Raw genomic sequence first — 16,515 nt, forward strand, 5'->3', positions numbered from 1 at the left:
CTTAAATTCTTATCATGGAACCTACAACACTTAGCATACTTACCTTCCCGCAACGTTTAGAAGCCGGAAGGATCCATTTTAATATTTTAATTATTCCGCGAAACCTCAACCCCTTGTTGCCCATCAAAGCCGGACAGCCTGCCTTTGCCGATGCTCAACTGGAATTTAGCGCAAAGGTGATTGACACACTGGAGGGCTTACCGCTCTCCACGGCCGTAAATGCCTTGCCTGCCGTTACCCTTGAAAATCCTGCAGTACCCACCCGCAGTGTATGGGAAGCACTTAAACTGCAATTGGAGGCCAGCGATGGGATGAAGATAGATGATGCCGAAACGGCCAAACCCAGTCAGCGGGCACAAGCAGATATCGATAAATATAAAAACCGCTCTATCCGCAAGTATCTGCCAGAAAGTTATCGCGGGGCCTTCAACTTTGTAAAGGCGTGTACCCGTTATGCCCTTATCGGGGATGAATACAGCTGTGCGGTTAAGAATAAAGATAATCCGGTTACTGATCAAAGCTCACAGCGCAATACCCTTTCTTGGGGAAAAGTAGTGGCATTTTGCTTACGTAACCCTAAACTGGCAGAAAAGGCAGGTTTACTTTACCGTGCTTCAATTGATATTACTGCGCCGGCTTTATTTGAAAAAGGCGGATGGATTTACGCCGAACTGACAGCGGCAAGTGATTTTGCTGGATTGGGGAAAGTGCGATATGCTGCCCGCATCCCTGCATTGAAAGGCCTGAACAAACGTGGATTGTTTGCCGCGGTTCAATTTCCTGTTTACGATGTGATACAAAATAATCCCGCTATGGATGAAATATTGCGGGATGCAGTGGTTTATGACGATGGGTTTGCGAAAATTGTGCATGCCAACCAACCGGTAAATCAGGATCTGCTTCAGGAAAAAGACACTTCAAATCCACCGTTAAAAGATATTGGAATCCGATTGGGCTGGGATGATGAACAGATTGCCATTTGGTACAACAGGCAAATGCTTCAAAAAGAAGAGCAAAGCGATACTGCCGTTAATGCCCCTCTGGGTGTATTTGGCTATCGGGTTGATGCGAGATTAAAGGGTACTGAAGACTGGCTTTCGCAAAACAGCTTGAGTGTTCAAATCCCAACTTCGATTATGGGCAGTATTCCCATTAACACCGCAGGCGATTTGCTGGAGCCGGGCATTGAAATACATCCTTCAGCGCATGGCGACTCGCAAGGTGAAGGCTTTTGGCTCCCCATGTATTTTAGCAGTTGGGCAGGAAAACCCATTACCCTGGCTGATAAAGATGCTGAAGACATCAACATATTAAAGGCAGACCAGGTGCTCGCTCCCCGGCCTGATGTCCCATCCAACACCATTAATACTATCCCTAAACAGGTGATCCACCCATACGGGCCAGACCCCCGATATGTATTGCCCTTAACTTATGGTACAGATTATGAGTTTCGCGTAAGGCTGATGGATATTTCTGGCGGTGGCCCCATGGCAGAAGATGAGGCCCTGAATGGTGGGGAAAAGCCTGTTGCTTCCCTGCATTTTAAAAGGCATGTGGCTGCAGGGGCCATGAATATTACCAATGTAGCGGCCATTTACGATGCACTCCCCTCCGGAACTCCTGAAGTACTGTTAAAAGACACCAGCATACTTGAAAACCTCATTACGGATGCTGATCCGGTGCTGCGCATTAAAAGGCCGCTTCTGGCTTATCCGGCAGTGGTGTACACCGGAAAATATACCGATGCAACCGGACAACTAAAAGCCATTCTCCCGGCTATGTCGGGAAGTGCTAAAGGAGTAGACATTGGCTTACCTGACCCCGATGTTACCGGTTTCAGGGTGCGTGTAGAGGCAAAATCATTGGAAATGGACAACGGCAAATCGCTGGATGGAAAAGACGCTTATGTTTTGCTTTATGAGAAGCCTTATCAATTAGCGGGATCTCTGGACAAGTACGATCAAACCTTCCCCTTAACGGTTATCTATCAGGATATCAATGTTATCGATATTGACAGCGGTTTTGATGATCCGGGAACGGATACTGAATTGGTGCTGCCAACCTCCAGGCAACTTCGTTTAACCTTTATCCCGCTAATTGCTGAAGCCGACAATGACTATGCTCATCCAGCAATTGCTGAAGGTAAAAAACTGGTGCTGAGTGCATACAAAGCTGCCAGAACTGAATCTGACTTACTTTCTGAAATTGATGGCGGCCTTAAAGCGGTTTATTTACAGCCAGAAAACCCAGTAGATCAACATAAAGTAATACCGGTAAACAATTTTCTAAACCTCAATTTAATCCACAGCAGCACGCCGGTAGAACTGAGCAGGCTGGCCGATGCATTCGGCCTCAGGGCACATCACCTCACCCTGGAGGGAGAAAAAGGCATCAGGGTGCAATTTGGCTGCTCCAGCCTGATGCGGCATTCACTTGCCCCTGATTCTTCATCCATATCCTTTTCATCGCTTGCAGAGCTGTTTAACCATTGGATAATCGGGCTTAGCTTTACTTTAGACCGCGATTGGACCTGGAATGGATTTGCCCCACAAAGTGTGAGCATAAAAAGATCATGGGCGCGTGAAAACGAAGCGTTCCCCACAGATACTACTCCTGTGGGTACCATTAGTGTGGTTAACACCGCTTCTATGACGGCCTTATCGTCGCCAAACCGTTCTTATTCCAGGTTACTCTTTCTAGATGCTTTTGATCCCAAGGAAACTGTAATTGATTTTCCTACTGAAATAAGTTTGAAGTATGAGATTACAGTCCACTTTAAAAGCGAGCTACTCAACGAATCATTTGGAGCGATAACGAAAACCATTGCTTTACCTGTAACCATTGCCCCTAAACAAGTACCGAAACTGATCTCGGCAGGCATTGCACTATCACCATATGTTGCTGATGCTGAGAAATATGCATCTACAGAAATGCGTCAGCGTTTCTTATGGCTGGAAATGGAAAGCGCGCCAGAGGATCCGAACGACACCTATTTTGCAAGGGTACTGAGCAACGCACCCGATCCGCTGCTGGCCCGAGTGAGTGAAGAACTACTGGCCTTTGATCCTGTAGATCCTCCGCTTCCGATAGACAGTGAAAAAATCCGGTCTGTTATACCTGCCATACCCAAAGATTTTGCTGGTTTAGGTGCCATGCAGGAAATGGTTCAGGGCGATGATAACGGTGCTTCTAACTTTTACATGCTTCCACTTCCTCCCGGACTACATGCTGATAGTGACGAACTTTTCGGTTTTTTCAGTTATGAGATTAGGCTCGGACACAAGGCTGAAACCTGGAGTACTGCACAAGCCCGCTACGGCAGGCCATTGAAAGCCAATGGCGTACAACACCCTGCTCCTGCCCTGAGCTGTAGTGTTATCCGAAGGAAAACTCCCTTATTATCTAGAGCGGCTAAGACGTTTGATCAAAGAAAAACGGATAAAACGCCACTGGGCAGACCCAATTTTGAAATTCCAATTCGGGGCAGGGTAACTTTTAAGAATGAAATTGTGGTTACGGCTCCTTTCGCTACTGCTGTTCTTAACGGGAAAAATATATCTGCAACGCCACCACAAACCACTTTATGGTATATGCTTTATACCCAGGTTAGACAGGCAGACGGTATTTCTTACCGTAACCTGCTTATACATTCCGGTCAGTTGTTGTATGTACCCGAAAAACGGAAATCGCAACAAAAAGGACTATTAGCCATGCGCGATGAGGGTACAAGACACGGTACGGCAGTGCTGGCAGTTACTGATATTGAAACGAGACTTACAGAAATAGGACTGCCAAAAGACATGGATTTGAGTGTGCTTTGTGTAGAAATGTTTCCTTTACAGAACAGCTGGCAATTAGACACGCGGATTGGAAGAGGAAGGGAAGCTACAAACCAGGAATCGAGTTTCAATCCCCTCACCACAGGTCTTGGAAATTACAGGATTTACAGGACATCTGCGTTGGTTCCAGTGGCTGCTGTGTGTTGTGATGATTGCTGATTATTTAGTAGCAAGATTGGGGTAGTGAAAAGTAAGATGAAGTACAGGCCGGAGGGGGCTTTTAGGTCTTCGGCTATTTTTAAACCACCTAAGGCACCTTAGACAACTAGGGAAGTAGTGCTTCATCATTTAAAAAATTGCTCAATTTGGGTATTTTGGGGCAACAATAATGCTGTTAACTTAAGCTAAATGCTGTCTGAGCTTCACGATGTGAAATCGAGACAAGTAGTCGAAGACCTTCGTAATAAGGAGAAAGCTTATATGGTTAAATGGAAGGTTAAATGGAAATTCATTTAGCTAAATCATTTTGATCTGCGGGAAAACATGTGGCTTATGCAATTCTTGGATAAATTAACATTAAGGAATTAAGGAAAGTTAAGGTTTTATGGTTAATCCCATGTTCTGATATGGCTTATATGGTTAAATGGAAGGTTAAACGGAAATTCATCTAGCTAAATCATTTTGATATGCGGGGAACCAGGTGGCTTATGCAATTCTTGGATAAATTAACATTAAGAAATTAAGGAAAGTTAAGGTTTTTTGGTTAATCCCATGTTCTGATATGGCTTATATGGTTAAATGGAAGGTTAAACGGAAATTCATTTAGCTAAATCACATTTGATCTGCGGGAAAACATGTGGCTTATGCAATTCTTGAATAAATTAACATTAAGGAATTAAGGAAAGTTAAGGTGTTGTGGTAATCCTATGTTCTTATATGGCTTATATGGTTAAATGGTTATTGAGCTAATCATATTTTATCTGCGGGAAACCAGGTGGCTTATGCAATTGTTATATAAATTAACATAAAGGAATTAAGAAAAGTTAAGCTTTTATGGATACTTCTATTTTCTGATATGGCTTATATGGTTAAATGCCCATTGATAAACCAAGTTAAGCTTTGTGATTCATCCTTTGGTCTAATATGACTTATATGGTTAAACAAAAATTAATAGCCTGATCATTGTTTTTCTATCCCTATCCTCCATTGAGGCCAGTTCCATTACTCCCGCAGATTTAGAAGATCTACGCAGATTAATTGTTTAATCCATAATGCGAAAGCTGGTATAAATATGATTATCATGGAAAAAAATAACACAAAAATTTGCGTAGTCAAATAACTACATTTATATTTGTAGTCAAATAGCTACACAATGAATTTAAGAAGAGATGTATTTCAGGCCATTGCCGACCCGACCAGAAGAGCGATACTATTATTGTTAGCTGCGTCGCAAACGATGACAGCGGGTGCAATTGCGGCGAATTTTGATACTGCAAGGCCCACTGTTTCTAAGCACTTACAAATCTTAACTGAATGCGAGTTGCTTAAGCAAGAGCAAAATGGCAGGGAAGTTTTGTACCATATTAATGCGAAGAACATGAAAGAAATAGCCGATTTTCTTGAACCCTTCCGTGAGCTGTGGGACGACCGCTTTAATAAGCTGGAAGCCATAATGAAAAACTATCAACATAAAAAATAACTAACCATGGAACGTAAAACCCAAATCCAGGCAGAACAGGGAAAGCCAGATTTAACGATTACGAGGGAGTTTGATCTTCCTTTAGCCTTACTTTTTAAAGCTTACGAAGACCCCGAAATTGTAGCTCAATGGATGGGGACAAAGGTTCTTAAATGGGAGAGTAAAAAGCATGGCAGCTATGCGTTTGAAACGAGTGATCCAAAGGGAAATGTAGTGTTTAAAGCTAATGGTACCATCCATGAATTTATTCCGGATTTAAAGATAACCCGCACTTTTGAAATGGAGAACTCCCCTTTCGGCGTTACCTTAGAGTTTTTAGAATTTGAAGGTTTAAGTGCTAACACCAGTAAACTCAACATGCATGTAATCTACCGGTCTGCTAGCCATAGAGATGAGAACCTGAAGCTACCTTTCGACTATGGCATTAATATGGCACATAATCGTATTGAAGAAATTCTAAATCCTCAAAATAAAATCTGATGAATAAACGTAATCAAGTTATCTATTGGATTGCCACCATCTGGCTGGCCTTAGGGATGCTATCTACTGGTATTGTACAATTAATTAAGATGAAGGAAGAGCAAGCCTTGATGAGTCATTTAGGCTTTCCAATTTACCTGCTCCCACTATTGGGTATTTGGAAAATTTTAGGTGTGTTAGCTATACTGATGCCTAAATTCCAGTTGCTGAAAGAATGGGCTTATGCAGGCTTCTTCTTTGCCATGTCGGGTGCAGTTTATGCGCATTTAGCCATTGGCGATAGTCCTAAAACATTATTTGGGCCACTTTTATTAGTTGTGCTCACTGTTATTTCCTGGTATTTCCGGCCTGAAAGCAGAAAGCTGACTGTGTAAGAAATTTATTAAATTTGATTTTAGCGGGCCGACAATTGGATAAAAAGAGGTAGCAGGGCTCGAAAAATTATCAACAAACCAAAAAAAAATAATTATGACGCTTAATGAGGTGATGATCCAGCTTGCAGGGCTCGGGAATGAAAAGGTTCGGGTGCATAACACCAAATTTGGAGCTGGTGCTCATCAGTTTGGGGTTAAGATGGGTGACATCAGAAATATGGCAAAAAAAATAAAAACTGACCACGAGCTCGCTTTAGCGCTTTGGGACACAGAAAATGTTGATGCCCGATTTTTAGCGATTTTAATTATGGACCCCAGGAAGCTCACATACGAAGCGATCAATGAACTGGTTAAGTCTGAAAAGTTTCCCCATATTGCCGATTGGTTATACACTTATGTGATTAAAGGCTATCCAGATACAGAGACTTTAAGGAAAGAATGGATGGAATCTACCGATCCGATGGCTGCCCGGGCTGGCTGGAGTTTAACCAGCGGCTGTATCGTAAGACAAGCACATCTTGTGGATATCCCGGCGCTATTAGATAGGATTGAAACTGAGCTGGCTACTTCAGCACCCGCGGTACAGTGGACAATGAATAGTGCTTTGGCACAAATTGGCATTCATCACCCTCCATACCGGGAACGGGCTTTAGCCATTGGCGAAAAGCTAGGTATTTACAGGGATTATCCTGTATCTAAGGGTTGCACCTCTCCTTTTGCTCCGATATGGATTAATGAAATGGTACGCAGGCAGCACTAAACCGATCTCCCACACCTCAACTGAAAAATAACATGAATCCAAAAGTAGACTGGTATTTCGATAAGGCCGAAAAGTGGCAGAAAGAAATCATACAATTGAGAGCCATCGTACTCGACTGTGGTTTAGCGGAAGCGTTAAAATGGGGATGTCCCTGCTACCTTCATCAAAAAAGTAATATTGTACTTATCCATACTTTTAAAGAATATTGCGCCTTATTGTTTTTTAAGGGCGCTTTGCTTAAAGACCCCGACGGGATACTCATCCAGCAAACTGAAAATGTACAGGCAGCGCGCCAAATACGCTTTACTAATATCAGAGAAATTATCGATCTGAAAGCCGCAATTAAGGCTTGTATTTATGAAGCTATAGCAGTTGAAGAAGCTGGATTGAAAGTTGCACTCAAGAAAGTTAAAGAATTTGCGGTAGCAGCAGAATTTCAGCAAAAGCTGGATCATATTCCTGCATTAAAAATAGCTTTTGAGGCTTTAACCCCGGGTCGACAACGCGCTTACCTTTTACATTTCTCTTCCGCTAAACAGGCCAAAACCCGTGAAGCCAGAGTAGAAAAGTGTATCCCGCAGATATTAAGTGGAAAGGGACTGGACGACTAGTATTTTATGGAAGAGCGATAAATGGAAGTTGGAGTTTAACGGCGAGTTATCACTACACCTCTTCTATCAGCAGATTTTACTTATTTAAACATTACAAGCGTAAGGTGCACGATCAATCTAACATCTAAAAATTATGAAAAACATCTTATCTACATCGCAAAGCGAGGAGTTACTCCGTACATTAAAAACGCGTTTCGAAAAAAACAGATCCAGGCATGAAAATCTGGATTGGTCTGATGTGCAAGCTAAGCTTGAAGCCAATCCGGACAAATTATGGATTTTAGATGAAATGGAAATTTCCGGAGGTGAGCCTGATGTTATCGGTTATGATGCTAAAGGCGGAGCATATATTTTTGTAGACTGCTCAGCTGAAAGTCCGAAAGGCCGCAGAAGCATTTGCTATGACCACGAGGCCCTGGAATCACGTAAGGAGCATAAGCCGCAAAATAGTGCGATACAAATGGCCAAAGACATGGGCATTGAACTTTTAGATGAGGAAATGTATCGATCATTGCAGCAACTGGGTCAGTTTGACCTCAAAACTTCCAGTTGGATTATTACGCCTGTGGCCATTAGAAAATTGGGTGGAGCACTGTTTTGCGACCGTCGCTATAACACTGTTTTCACCTACCACAATGGTGCAGAGTCATATTATGGGGCAAGGGGTTTTAGGGGATTGTTGAGGGTGTAGAAGACCAATGCACGATTCGCTATAAGATCCCCGCCTGCGTGAGGATGACGGATTATTGATAGGGATAAATATAAGGTTATTGACCATGCCTGGTAATGCACCATGCAACTCCCCGCCTTTTTTCAAGGAGGGGGTGTGAAAGCCTGTGTGGTGGCGGGGGTGGTTTCTGCGCTTTGACTCGCAACCCATAACGATTTTAACCACGAAGAACACCGAGTTTTCACAGAGAAAAGAGAGGAATACATAATCTATAATGCTTTTAACCATATAAGCCATAGCAGAAAAATATAAGAAAAGCTAATAACCACAGCAGAAAGACTTTGCATCGGCCATATTCGAACCCTGTAGGTTTCTGCGCTTTGACTCGCAACACGCAACACGCAACCCACAACCCTTCTAACCACGAAGCACACAGAGTAAGTCTAGCCTATAACAACTAAGGGGATCAGGCATATTGACTCGTAACACGCAACACATAACCCACAACACTATTAAGCCATAGCAGAAAAATTTAAGCATTGCTAATAACCACCCCCAGCCCCTCCTAAATTAGGCGGGGAGCAAGACTGTGCATCGGCAAAACAGTAACCCTGTAGGTTGCGACGCTTTGCCAAATGAACCAATGACCAATGAACCAGTGACACTAATGAACCATCTGTATAAGATCCCCGCCTGCGCGAGGATGGCGGATTATTGATAGGGATAAATATTAAATATAAGGTTATTGACCATGCCTGGTTCTGCACCATGCAACTCCCCGCCTTTTTTCAAGGAGGGGGTGTGAAAGCATGTGTGGTGGCGGGGTGGTTTCTGCGCTTTGACACGCAACACGGAACACGCACCCCATAACACTTTCTAAACCACGAAGAACACCGAGATAAAACACGAAGCACACAGAGTAAGGCTAGCTTATAACTTATAAGGGATCAGGCATATTTACTCGTAACTCGCAACACATAACCCATAACACTATCAAGCCATAGTAGAAAAATATAAGCATTGCTAATAACCACCCCCAGCCCCTCCTAAATTAGGCGGAGAGGTACTGTCTTCAAAACCAAATTAAAATCGATATATTTTTAATAAATTTGTTTAGTGAAATTTTTCTTTGGAAATTTTATCATGTGTAGCCTCTGCTTGTTCAGGGGCTATTATTTTTTCAGGATAATTAAAGTCAGTCTGGTATTTTTGTTTTTTTCTCCATAAGTAATACGCCATTATCAGTATTTTTTTCTGCACAGCAACGTATCCTTTCATCTTTATACCTGTTCTTTTATAAACTCTTTCGTATAGCTTCTTAAACTGCGGCTGATCATCACGAACAGCACATAGGACTGGCATATGCAGAATTCTTCTTATCCTTGAATTTCCTTTTTTGGAGATCTTGGTCCGACCTACATGGTTTCCTGATTGATTTTCAACCACATCGTAGCCTGCATAGCTGACAAGTGATCTCGCATCCTTGAACAAGGCAAAACCATTTGTCTCAGCCGCAATTACTGCAAATGAAAGCATAGCTAGACCTTTTATCTGCGATATATTTTGGTAATGAAGGTTGAGTACCTCATCCTCTTTAACTATTTTCTCAATGATCTTATCCATTTCATCTATTTGCTGTTCGAGCAGGCGCATTGTTTTTTTCATCTGCCTGATAATATCCTTGCTCTGGAACTGGCTATAGGTGATCGCTTCAAGCTGGTTATTGATCGCAGTGTGCATCTCACTCAGGCTCTGATGCTGCCGTGTACAGCTCCTTAAGTCATAAAGTTTCCGGCTCGGTGGCATCCATAAATCAAGTTTTTTCTCAGCCCCGATCTGTGCCAGGCCCCGTGCATCTATTTTGTCGTTCTTGGATTTGGCGCCGTTTGCCTGAAGATACTTCTTCGCTTTATTAGGCAGAAGGATGCTTATCGAAAAATCCTTGTCATATAGATACCATGCAAGCTGCTCATGATATACGCCAGTTGCCTCCATCACACAGAAAACTGCTAAATCCTCTTTCATGTTACGCCTTACCCATTCAGTAAGGAGCTTAAATCCCGATGTAGAATTCGCGAACTTATGGGTAGATTTAATCTTCACAGCCTGCTCCGTATCGATAACTGAAAGACAGCAGTGGAAATCTTTTTTGGACACATCAATCCCGATTGAATACTTTAGATTACTCATAGTCTATAGATTAGAATAAGACAATAAGAAACTACTCTCAGTCTTTGCTCATGTTAATCGCTGATCCAGATACTCTGATCTGGTCAATAGGTACTGTTCTGACTTTAAGAAGTAAAAAAGAGAGGATAATCCTCTCCGTCAACATCTGTAATATTTCGTGTCTAGCGGGACCTCAACTTGCCTCTCTTTTCTGATTGTTATATATAAATATAAAGATATGAGCAAGACTGTGTATCGGCAAAACAGTAACCCTGTAGGTTGCGACGCTTTGCCAAATGAACCAATGACCAATGAATCAGTGAGCTAACGTTCATCCCCTCACCCTACTTTCCTATACGCAGCTCCGGCCTAGCATTATTTCGCAGGATAGGACATTTGAATGCCTGCAGTTTCAAACATTTACTTACTTACCAAGGGAATAAGCAGCGAGGGATGGCATGGAGCAAAAAGGCCTAAGCCTCTTATTACCGCAAATAGCATTCGGATGATCCTAGCCAAGAAAGGATGCAAGCCTTGGGCTTTTGCTTCTTTTGGGCCAAACCAAAAGAAGGAGCCCCTCCGGCGGCGAGGAAAAAAGAAATTATTAAGTCGTAGCGGGACGCTACCAATGCTATTAAGTTAAGGAGAAAACTAAAATGGATTGCCCTTCGACAGGCTCAGGATGACAATCCATTTTAGTTTTCGACTTATTTTGAAGGTCTTCGACAGGCTCAGACTGACAGGGTTTAGCTTAAGTTAATAGCATTGGGGCTCTACAACCATAGCAGAGGTAAAACAACTCATGGTCTGTGTCCTCAGGCCTTGGCCATCCTTACATCTTCGTAATCTTGAACTCCGTCCTTCTATTCAACTGGTGTTCTGCATCGCTGCATTCTACACCATTTTTACATTTGTTTAAAGGTACTGTTTCTCCATAGCCACGGGCTTCTAGCCTGCTGCGTTCAATACCCTTGGAAATCAAGTATTCTACCGCAGCCTCAGCTCTTTTTTGCGAAAGGGTAAGGTTATAGCTATCCTTTCCGCGGCTATCGGTGTGTGAGCCTAATTCAATCCAAATGGTAGGGTTTTCCTGAAGGATTTTTACCAGGTTATCTAATTCCAGTGCCGCATCCTTACGGATATCCCATTTATCGAAATCATAGTAAATATTATCCAGCCTCACGCCTTTGTAGAGCTCGATAGGTGTAATGTGCAAATCTTGCGTTATTACTTCAGATGAGGTTAGCCCGATGGTGGCTAAGTTTTCAATATCGACCCTGTATGCTGTTTTTTGGGCTTTTACATTGTACTCTGTGTCTTTGGCTAAGTTAAATTTGTAGCCGCCATTATCATCCGTTTCAATTAAAACAGCTCCTCCATTCACTTTTTCCAAGGTTACGGTGGCACCGCTAACCGCCTGACCCGTTTTACTGTTATACACCGTTCCTTCCAGTTGGTAAACGGCAATTATTTTATTATCAATAGTGTAGATATCATCACTTCCTAACCCTCCATCACGATCAGAGGAGAAATAGGCCAATCCATCGCCAGCGTCAATACTAAAACTAAAATCGTCTTTTGGCGAATTGATGGGATACCCCAGATTCTCTACCCTTCCAATTCCAGATCCCGAACGCAGTGCGCGGAAGATATCCAGTCCGCCCATGCCTATCCAGCCATCTGAAGAAAAATAAAGATTGTTTTTAGAATCAAATACAGGAGTTCTTTCATTCCCTTCCGTATTTAAATCAGAAAGATTAGTGGGTTTCCCCCAGTCGCCGGCATCAGTCTTAAGCGAAACATAAATATCCGCTCCCCCTTTACCCCCCGGCATATTAGAAGAAAAGTAAAGGCTCTGTCCATCACTACTCACAAAAGGATCAGCTACCGAATATTCGCTTACATTATTGTACTTAAAAGATACAGGTTCGGTCCATTTTCCATCTGCATCTATGGTACTGCTGTAAATTTCTACATTTACGGTTGCTGTTTTATTTTTGCTTTTCGCCAATACATCCGGAATTCGGGTTAAAGCAAAAAACATGGTTTTACCATCAGCTGTAAAACTGGCTGGTCCCACGTGATAATCGATACCTGCATCAACAGGAAAAAGGTGAATGCTATCGGTTTTAAGATCGTTAACATAAAGCTTTAAATAAGCGTTGCCGCTGCCGCCATATCTTTTCTTATCTGGCTCCTTGCTGCCATCAAACCATAAGAAACCTTTATTGTTTTTATATTGACGGCTAGAGTCTATCCTATCCGAAGTAAAAACAATGCTTTGTCCGAATCTTACTGCGCCCCAGTCCGATTGCTGGCTGTTCAGTTTTTTATCGTTATTTATAACTACCTGTTTAGGATTTCTCATCCACTTAATGGCCGAATCGCAAGAGGCAGCCCAACCCGCTAAAAGTTTAGGTGCGATGCCTTTATTTAAATCACCGTAATTGAGGTATTGTGCTTTGGCTTCAGAAAACTTAGCATTATGTTGTAAGGCTCTTGCATAACCCAACACATTCTCGGGCCCACTTTTAGGCAACTTAGTGGCTATTGCATACCAGCTTTCGCTTTGCGGATAATTGTTAATTTGGGTGTAAGCCTGGGCCAATCGCTCTGCGGCATGAAGGCTTGCTTTCTTTTTGTAGGCTTCTTCGTATAAAGGAATGGCCTTAGTATAATTATATAGTTCGAACTGTTTGTCGGCATCTTTGATCACATACTGTGCCTTTACCGAAAGGCCGGTAGCCAGCATACAATAAGCTGAGAGGCATATACCTATTGTCAATTTCTTCATTTCTTTCTTCGGATGTAAATAAATAATGGATTACCGTATTAAAAAACCCTTGGTGTAGCGAGTCTGATATTCTGTCTGATAAAAGAGAAAGCGATAGAAATCTCATGTGTTCCGCCGCTATATCCCTGCAAAGGCCCTACAGAAAAATCATAAGCATAGCCGATTCTAAACTTTTCTGAGGGAAAAATCTGTATGGCTGCAACCGCAGAGTTTCTGGGCGTTAAGTCTTTTTGCAGATAGCTTTTGTCGTATAACTTCACTCCTGTTCTATATGAACCACCCACCCATAATACATCTTTAATCATCAAAAAGGCATTCAAGTCTAAACTTGTTGGTCCACCACGATCATCTTTTAATAAAAAAGAAGGTTTAATCTGAAAGTCCTCATTTAGCGGCACTAAAGCACCAGCTGTTAAGTAATAGTGTGGCTTAGGTTGTGGAATAAATGCATAGCGATCTATGTTCACATACTGTGCGATAAGGTTATCGGCACTGAAGCCTGCATAAAACTGATCATTGGCAAAATACACACCAGCTCTGGCATCGGGTACAATGGTACTTTGTGATCCGATGGGTTGGTTAATTTCGGGGTTGTTGGGGTTTAAAAGCGAGCCATCTATGGCCAGGTTCACCATCCCTACACCTAATCCAAGTGCCAAACGCGAGCTGCCATCATCATTCATCCTAATGCGGTAGGCATAATTACCATAAACACTCAGATTAGTTTGAGCACCCAGTTTATCACTTGCTACCTGAAGAGCAAGTCCCACATTACCATCATTGGCTATACCATCAACGGCCAGTGCCATACTCTTGGGGGCACCATTAATACCTGTCCATTGGGTACGGTAAAAACTATGTAAGTTGAGTACTTCTTTGTAGCCTGCATAGGCAGGATTAACATAAATACCGTTAAACATGTACTGGCTGTATTGCGCATCTTGTTGTGCTGATGCGTTTAAGAACGTCAGTAATAGAAAACTTGCTAATAACAATATCGTTTTTTTCATCGTCGTAATCTCTTTAAAGGAAGCTGGCTTTTGCCAGCTCCTTAAGCCTCTTATCTAGTTTTTAAACGCTCTAATTAATGTAATGTATCCCTTTAATACCTGAACCTCTTTGGTTTGCGGATTGGTGATTCGAAGGAGATAGTAATAAGTTCCTTCGTTTAAGCCCTCTCCGGTCCAGTTGTTCTGATAACCATCTGCATGGAACACCTCATTACCCCAACGGTTAATAATTTGCAGGGTATTTTGCGGGTACTGGTTCAATCCGATAATCTCGAAAGCATCGTTGTTTCCATCACCATTTGGTGTAAACAAGTTAGGAATGGTTAATCCGGTTATGTTGGCATTTAAGGTTACCGAAGCCACATTCGTGTAGTAACCGTAGGCATCTCTTACGCGGTAAGTAAATACATCCTGACCCACAAATCCTGGTGCTGGTTTAAAGGTTACCGTACCATCTGCGTTTACCGTTACCGTTCCATTTTTAGGCTGACTGATGATTTCAACAGTTAAAGTGTTAAAGTTGGAATTACCTGGATCATCATTGGCTAATACCTTAATGGTTATTGGTGCATTAGCTGGTGTTTCGGTAACATCATCAACCGCTTTTGGCGATTTAGGGAACGTTGTTGTTGTAGGCGTATCGTTCGCATCGGCAGTACCAGACACATCGCTTACATTGGTGCCGCCAAGTGTTTTCGCATTCACAGTAGCGGTGTTGGTTAACGTTCCTGCGTCTTTATCGGCCTGGGTTAAGGTATACACTTCAACATCAGTGATGCTCACTCCTGGTAATAAGCCACCCACTACTGGAATAGCTTTATTGGTAATACCCAATTTAGCATCCGTTAGCGTGATGGTGTTCAAGGTTACGGCACCAATATTTTTAATGGTAAAGGTGTACGTAATCTGATTACCACTAAATACTGCTGTTTTAACCAAGCTAATTGCGCCGTTCGCCACTAATGGCGTTATGGTTGGCGAGTTGTTATTTTCGGCAGTACCAGAGATATCCGATACCGTTGCATTTGCAGGGGTTTGCGCCCTTACCGTTGCCGAATTGGTAACACTGCCTGCATCCTTATCTGCCTGTGTTAAGGTGTACACATAAGTATCACTTACGGTAGCTCCCGGAGCAAGTGTTCCTGGAATCACGGTGTTCAATCCCAATTTTGGATCGCTTAGCGTGATAATGTGTAAGGTTACATTTCCAGTATTTCTTACGGTGAAGTTATAGGTAATTCTATTTCCGTCTGTACTCAGTGTACCTGTTTTCACTAAAGTAATGGTAGAAGCGGCAGCGATTGGTGTAACCGTTGCATCATCTACAGCTGGTGTATTCGGATCGTCTGATTTTGGCTTAGTCACCACTCCATTTTGAGGATCAACTGCAGTGGCGCTGGCCTGATTACTGAACGAACCAGCATTTACTTCTGTTAAAGTAACCGTATGTTTCGCTGTTACGGTAACACTGGCACCCGGTGCTAAAGTAGCGATACCCGCAGGGATAATTGAACCTGCATCAGCACCCGGATCGCTTACTGCAACATTGGTTAAGGTTACATTTCCGGTATTCGTTACGATGATGTTATAATTGATTACATCACCTGCCTTACTCACGGTGTTTGTACTGGTTTTAGTTAAACTCATTGAGGCTGCCGGTACTAAGGTAATGTTAACCGGAATGGTTACTGTTACCGTTCCCCCTTTACCATCACTTACCGTTACCGTAAAGCTATCCGTACCTACATACCCCGCAGCTGGCGTGAAGGTGTAAGTTCCGTTAGGGTTTAACGCTACCGTTCCGTGTGCCGGGGCAGTGGTAATGGTAAAACTTAAGGCATCACCATCCACATCACTTGCCGTAATGGTTCCGTTAACAGGAGTATTCTGAGGCGTAGTTATGGCCGGAGCACTCGCTACCGGTGCATCATTTACCGGCGTAACCGTTACATTGATGGTTACTGTGGTTGTACCACCATTACCATCGCTTACAGTTACTGTAAATACATCAGTTCCGTTGTAATTGGCTGCAGGTGTATACGTATAAGTGCCATTGGCATATAACACTACGGTTCCATTTGCCGGAGCAGTAGTTACCGCGAAAGTTAGCGGATCGCCATCAGCATCTGTTGCCGTGATGGTTCCGTTTACCGGGGTATCTTCTGCTGT

11 protein-coding genes are annotated in these 16,515 nt (G+C 42.8%); 7 read left to right on the forward strand and 4 right to left on the reverse strand.

The window, feature by feature from the left end; all coding sequences use genetic code 11:
• Positions 1 to 14: 14 nt before the first annotated feature.
• The 7 genes from BMX11_RS03365 (at position 15) to BMX11_RS03395 (ending at position 8,394) form a co-directional block, all read left to right on the forward strand.
• Complete coding sequence (locus tag BMX11_RS03365) at positions 15 to 3,998, forward strand: hypothetical protein (RefSeq protein WP_090881418.1); 3,984 nt, start codon at positions 15 to 17, stop codon at positions 3,996 to 3,998.
• 1,153 nt (positions 3,999 to 5,151) lie between these two features.
• Positions 5,152 to 5,478, forward strand: coding sequence for an ArsR/SmtB family transcription factor (locus BMX11_RS03370; RefSeq protein WP_090881421.1), 327 nt, complete (start codon positions 5,152 to 5,154; stop codon positions 5,476 to 5,478).
• Between the two features lie 6 nt (positions 5,479 to 5,484).
• On the forward strand, positions 5,485 to 5,958 hold the full coding sequence (locus BMX11_RS03375; protein WP_090881424.1) for an SRPBCC domain-containing protein: 474 nt from the start codon (positions 5,485 to 5,487) through the stop codon (positions 5,956 to 5,958).
• On the forward strand, positions 5,958 to 6,332 hold the full coding sequence (locus tag BMX11_RS03380) for a DoxX family protein (RefSeq protein ID WP_090881427.1): 375 nt from the start codon (positions 5,958 to 5,960) through the stop codon (positions 6,330 to 6,332). The genes BMX11_RS03375 and BMX11_RS03380 overlap by 1 nt, the downstream gene beginning before the upstream one ends.
• 94 nt (positions 6,333 to 6,426) lie before the next feature.
• Positions 6,427 to 7,092 carry a DNA alkylation repair protein gene (locus BMX11_RS03385; RefSeq protein WP_090881431.1) on the forward strand — a complete coding sequence of 222 codons (666 nt, stop codon included), beginning with the start codon at positions 6,427 to 6,429 and terminating at the stop codon, positions 7,090 to 7,092.
• Between the two features lie 32 nt (positions 7,093 to 7,124).
• Positions 7,125 to 7,703, forward strand: coding sequence for a YdeI/OmpD-associated family protein (locus tag BMX11_RS03390; RefSeq protein WP_090881434.1), 579 nt, complete (start codon positions 7,125 to 7,127; stop codon positions 7,701 to 7,703).
• A 133-nt stretch (positions 7,704 to 7,836) separates the two neighbouring features.
• Entirely contained in the window at positions 7,837 to 8,394 is a 558-nt protein-coding gene (locus BMX11_RS03395; RefSeq protein WP_090881437.1) for a DUF4256 domain-containing protein, read from the forward strand.
• A gap of 1,092 nt (positions 8,395 to 9,486) precedes the next feature.
• Here BMX11_RS03395 and BMX11_RS03400 read toward each other — a convergent pair.
• The 4 genes from BMX11_RS03400 to BMX11_RS24210 form a co-directional block, all read right to left on the reverse strand.
• Positions 9,487 to 10,563 carry an IS110 family RNA-guided transposase gene (locus tag BMX11_RS03400; protein ID WP_090881440.1) on the reverse strand — a complete coding sequence of 359 codons (1,077 nt, stop codon included), beginning with the start codon at positions 10,561 to 10,563 and terminating at the stop codon, positions 9,487 to 9,489.
• 811 nt (positions 10,564 to 11,374) lie between these two features.
• Positions 11,375 to 13,336 (reverse strand): OmpA family protein, encoded by a 1,962-nt coding sequence (locus BMX11_RS03410; protein WP_090881448.1) that lies wholly within the window; start codon positions 13,334 to 13,336, stop codon positions 11,375 to 11,377.
• Positions 13,337 to 13,374: 38 nt separating this feature from the next.
• On the reverse strand, positions 13,375 to 14,346 hold the full coding sequence (locus tag BMX11_RS03415) for a PorP/SprF family type IX secretion system membrane protein (RefSeq protein WP_090881451.1): 972 nt from the start codon (positions 14,344 to 14,346) through the stop codon (positions 13,375 to 13,377).
• A 54-nt stretch (positions 14,347 to 14,400) separates the two neighbouring features.
• Positions 14,401 to 16,515, reverse strand: a 2,115-nt coding sequence (locus BMX11_RS24210) for a DUF7507 domain-containing protein (RefSeq protein WP_175474460.1), incomplete at its 5' end; no start/stop codon positions are given.

Origin of the sequence: Pedobacter rhizosphaerae (assembly GCF_900111155.1) — a bacterium.
Classification (GTDB): domain Bacteria; phylum Bacteroidota; class Bacteroidia; order Sphingobacteriales; family Sphingobacteriaceae; genus Pedobacter; species Pedobacter rhizosphaerae.

Bases quoted from the DNA above. Each gene is read 5' to 3' on its own strand.
- BMX11_RS03365 (WP_090881418.1), top strand. From the start codon at position 15: ATGGAACCTACAACACTTAGCATACTTACCTTCCCGCAACGTTTAGAA.
- BMX11_RS03370 (WP_090881421.1), top strand. From the start codon at position 5,152: ATGAATTTAAGAAGAGATGTATTTCAGGCCATTGCCGACCCGACCAGA.
- BMX11_RS03375 (WP_090881424.1), top strand. From the start codon at position 5,485: ATGGAACGTAAAACCCAAATCCAGGCAGAACAGGGAAAGCCAGATTTA.
- BMX11_RS03380 (WP_090881427.1), top strand. From the start codon at position 5,958: ATGAATAAACGTAATCAAGTTATCTATTGGATTGCCACCATCTGGCTG.
- BMX11_RS03385 (WP_090881431.1), top strand. From the start codon at position 6,427: ATGACGCTTAATGAGGTGATGATCCAGCTTGCAGGGCTCGGGAATGAA.
- BMX11_RS03390 (WP_090881434.1), top strand. From the start codon at position 7,125: ATGAATCCAAAAGTAGACTGGTATTTCGATAAGGCCGAAAAGTGGCAG.
- BMX11_RS03395 (WP_090881437.1), top strand. From the start codon at position 7,837: ATGAAAAACATCTTATCTACATCGCAAAGCGAGGAGTTACTCCGTACA.
- BMX11_RS03400 (WP_090881440.1), bottom strand. From the start codon at position 10,563: ATGAGTAATCTAAAGTATTCAATCGGGATTGATGTGTCCAAAAAAGAT.
- BMX11_RS03410 (WP_090881448.1), bottom strand. From the start codon at position 13,336: ATGAAGAAATTGACAATAGGTATATGCCTCTCAGCTTATTGTATGCTG.
- BMX11_RS03415 (WP_090881451.1), bottom strand. From the start codon at position 14,346: ATGAAAAAAACGATATTGTTATTAGCAAGTTTTCTATTACTGACGTTC.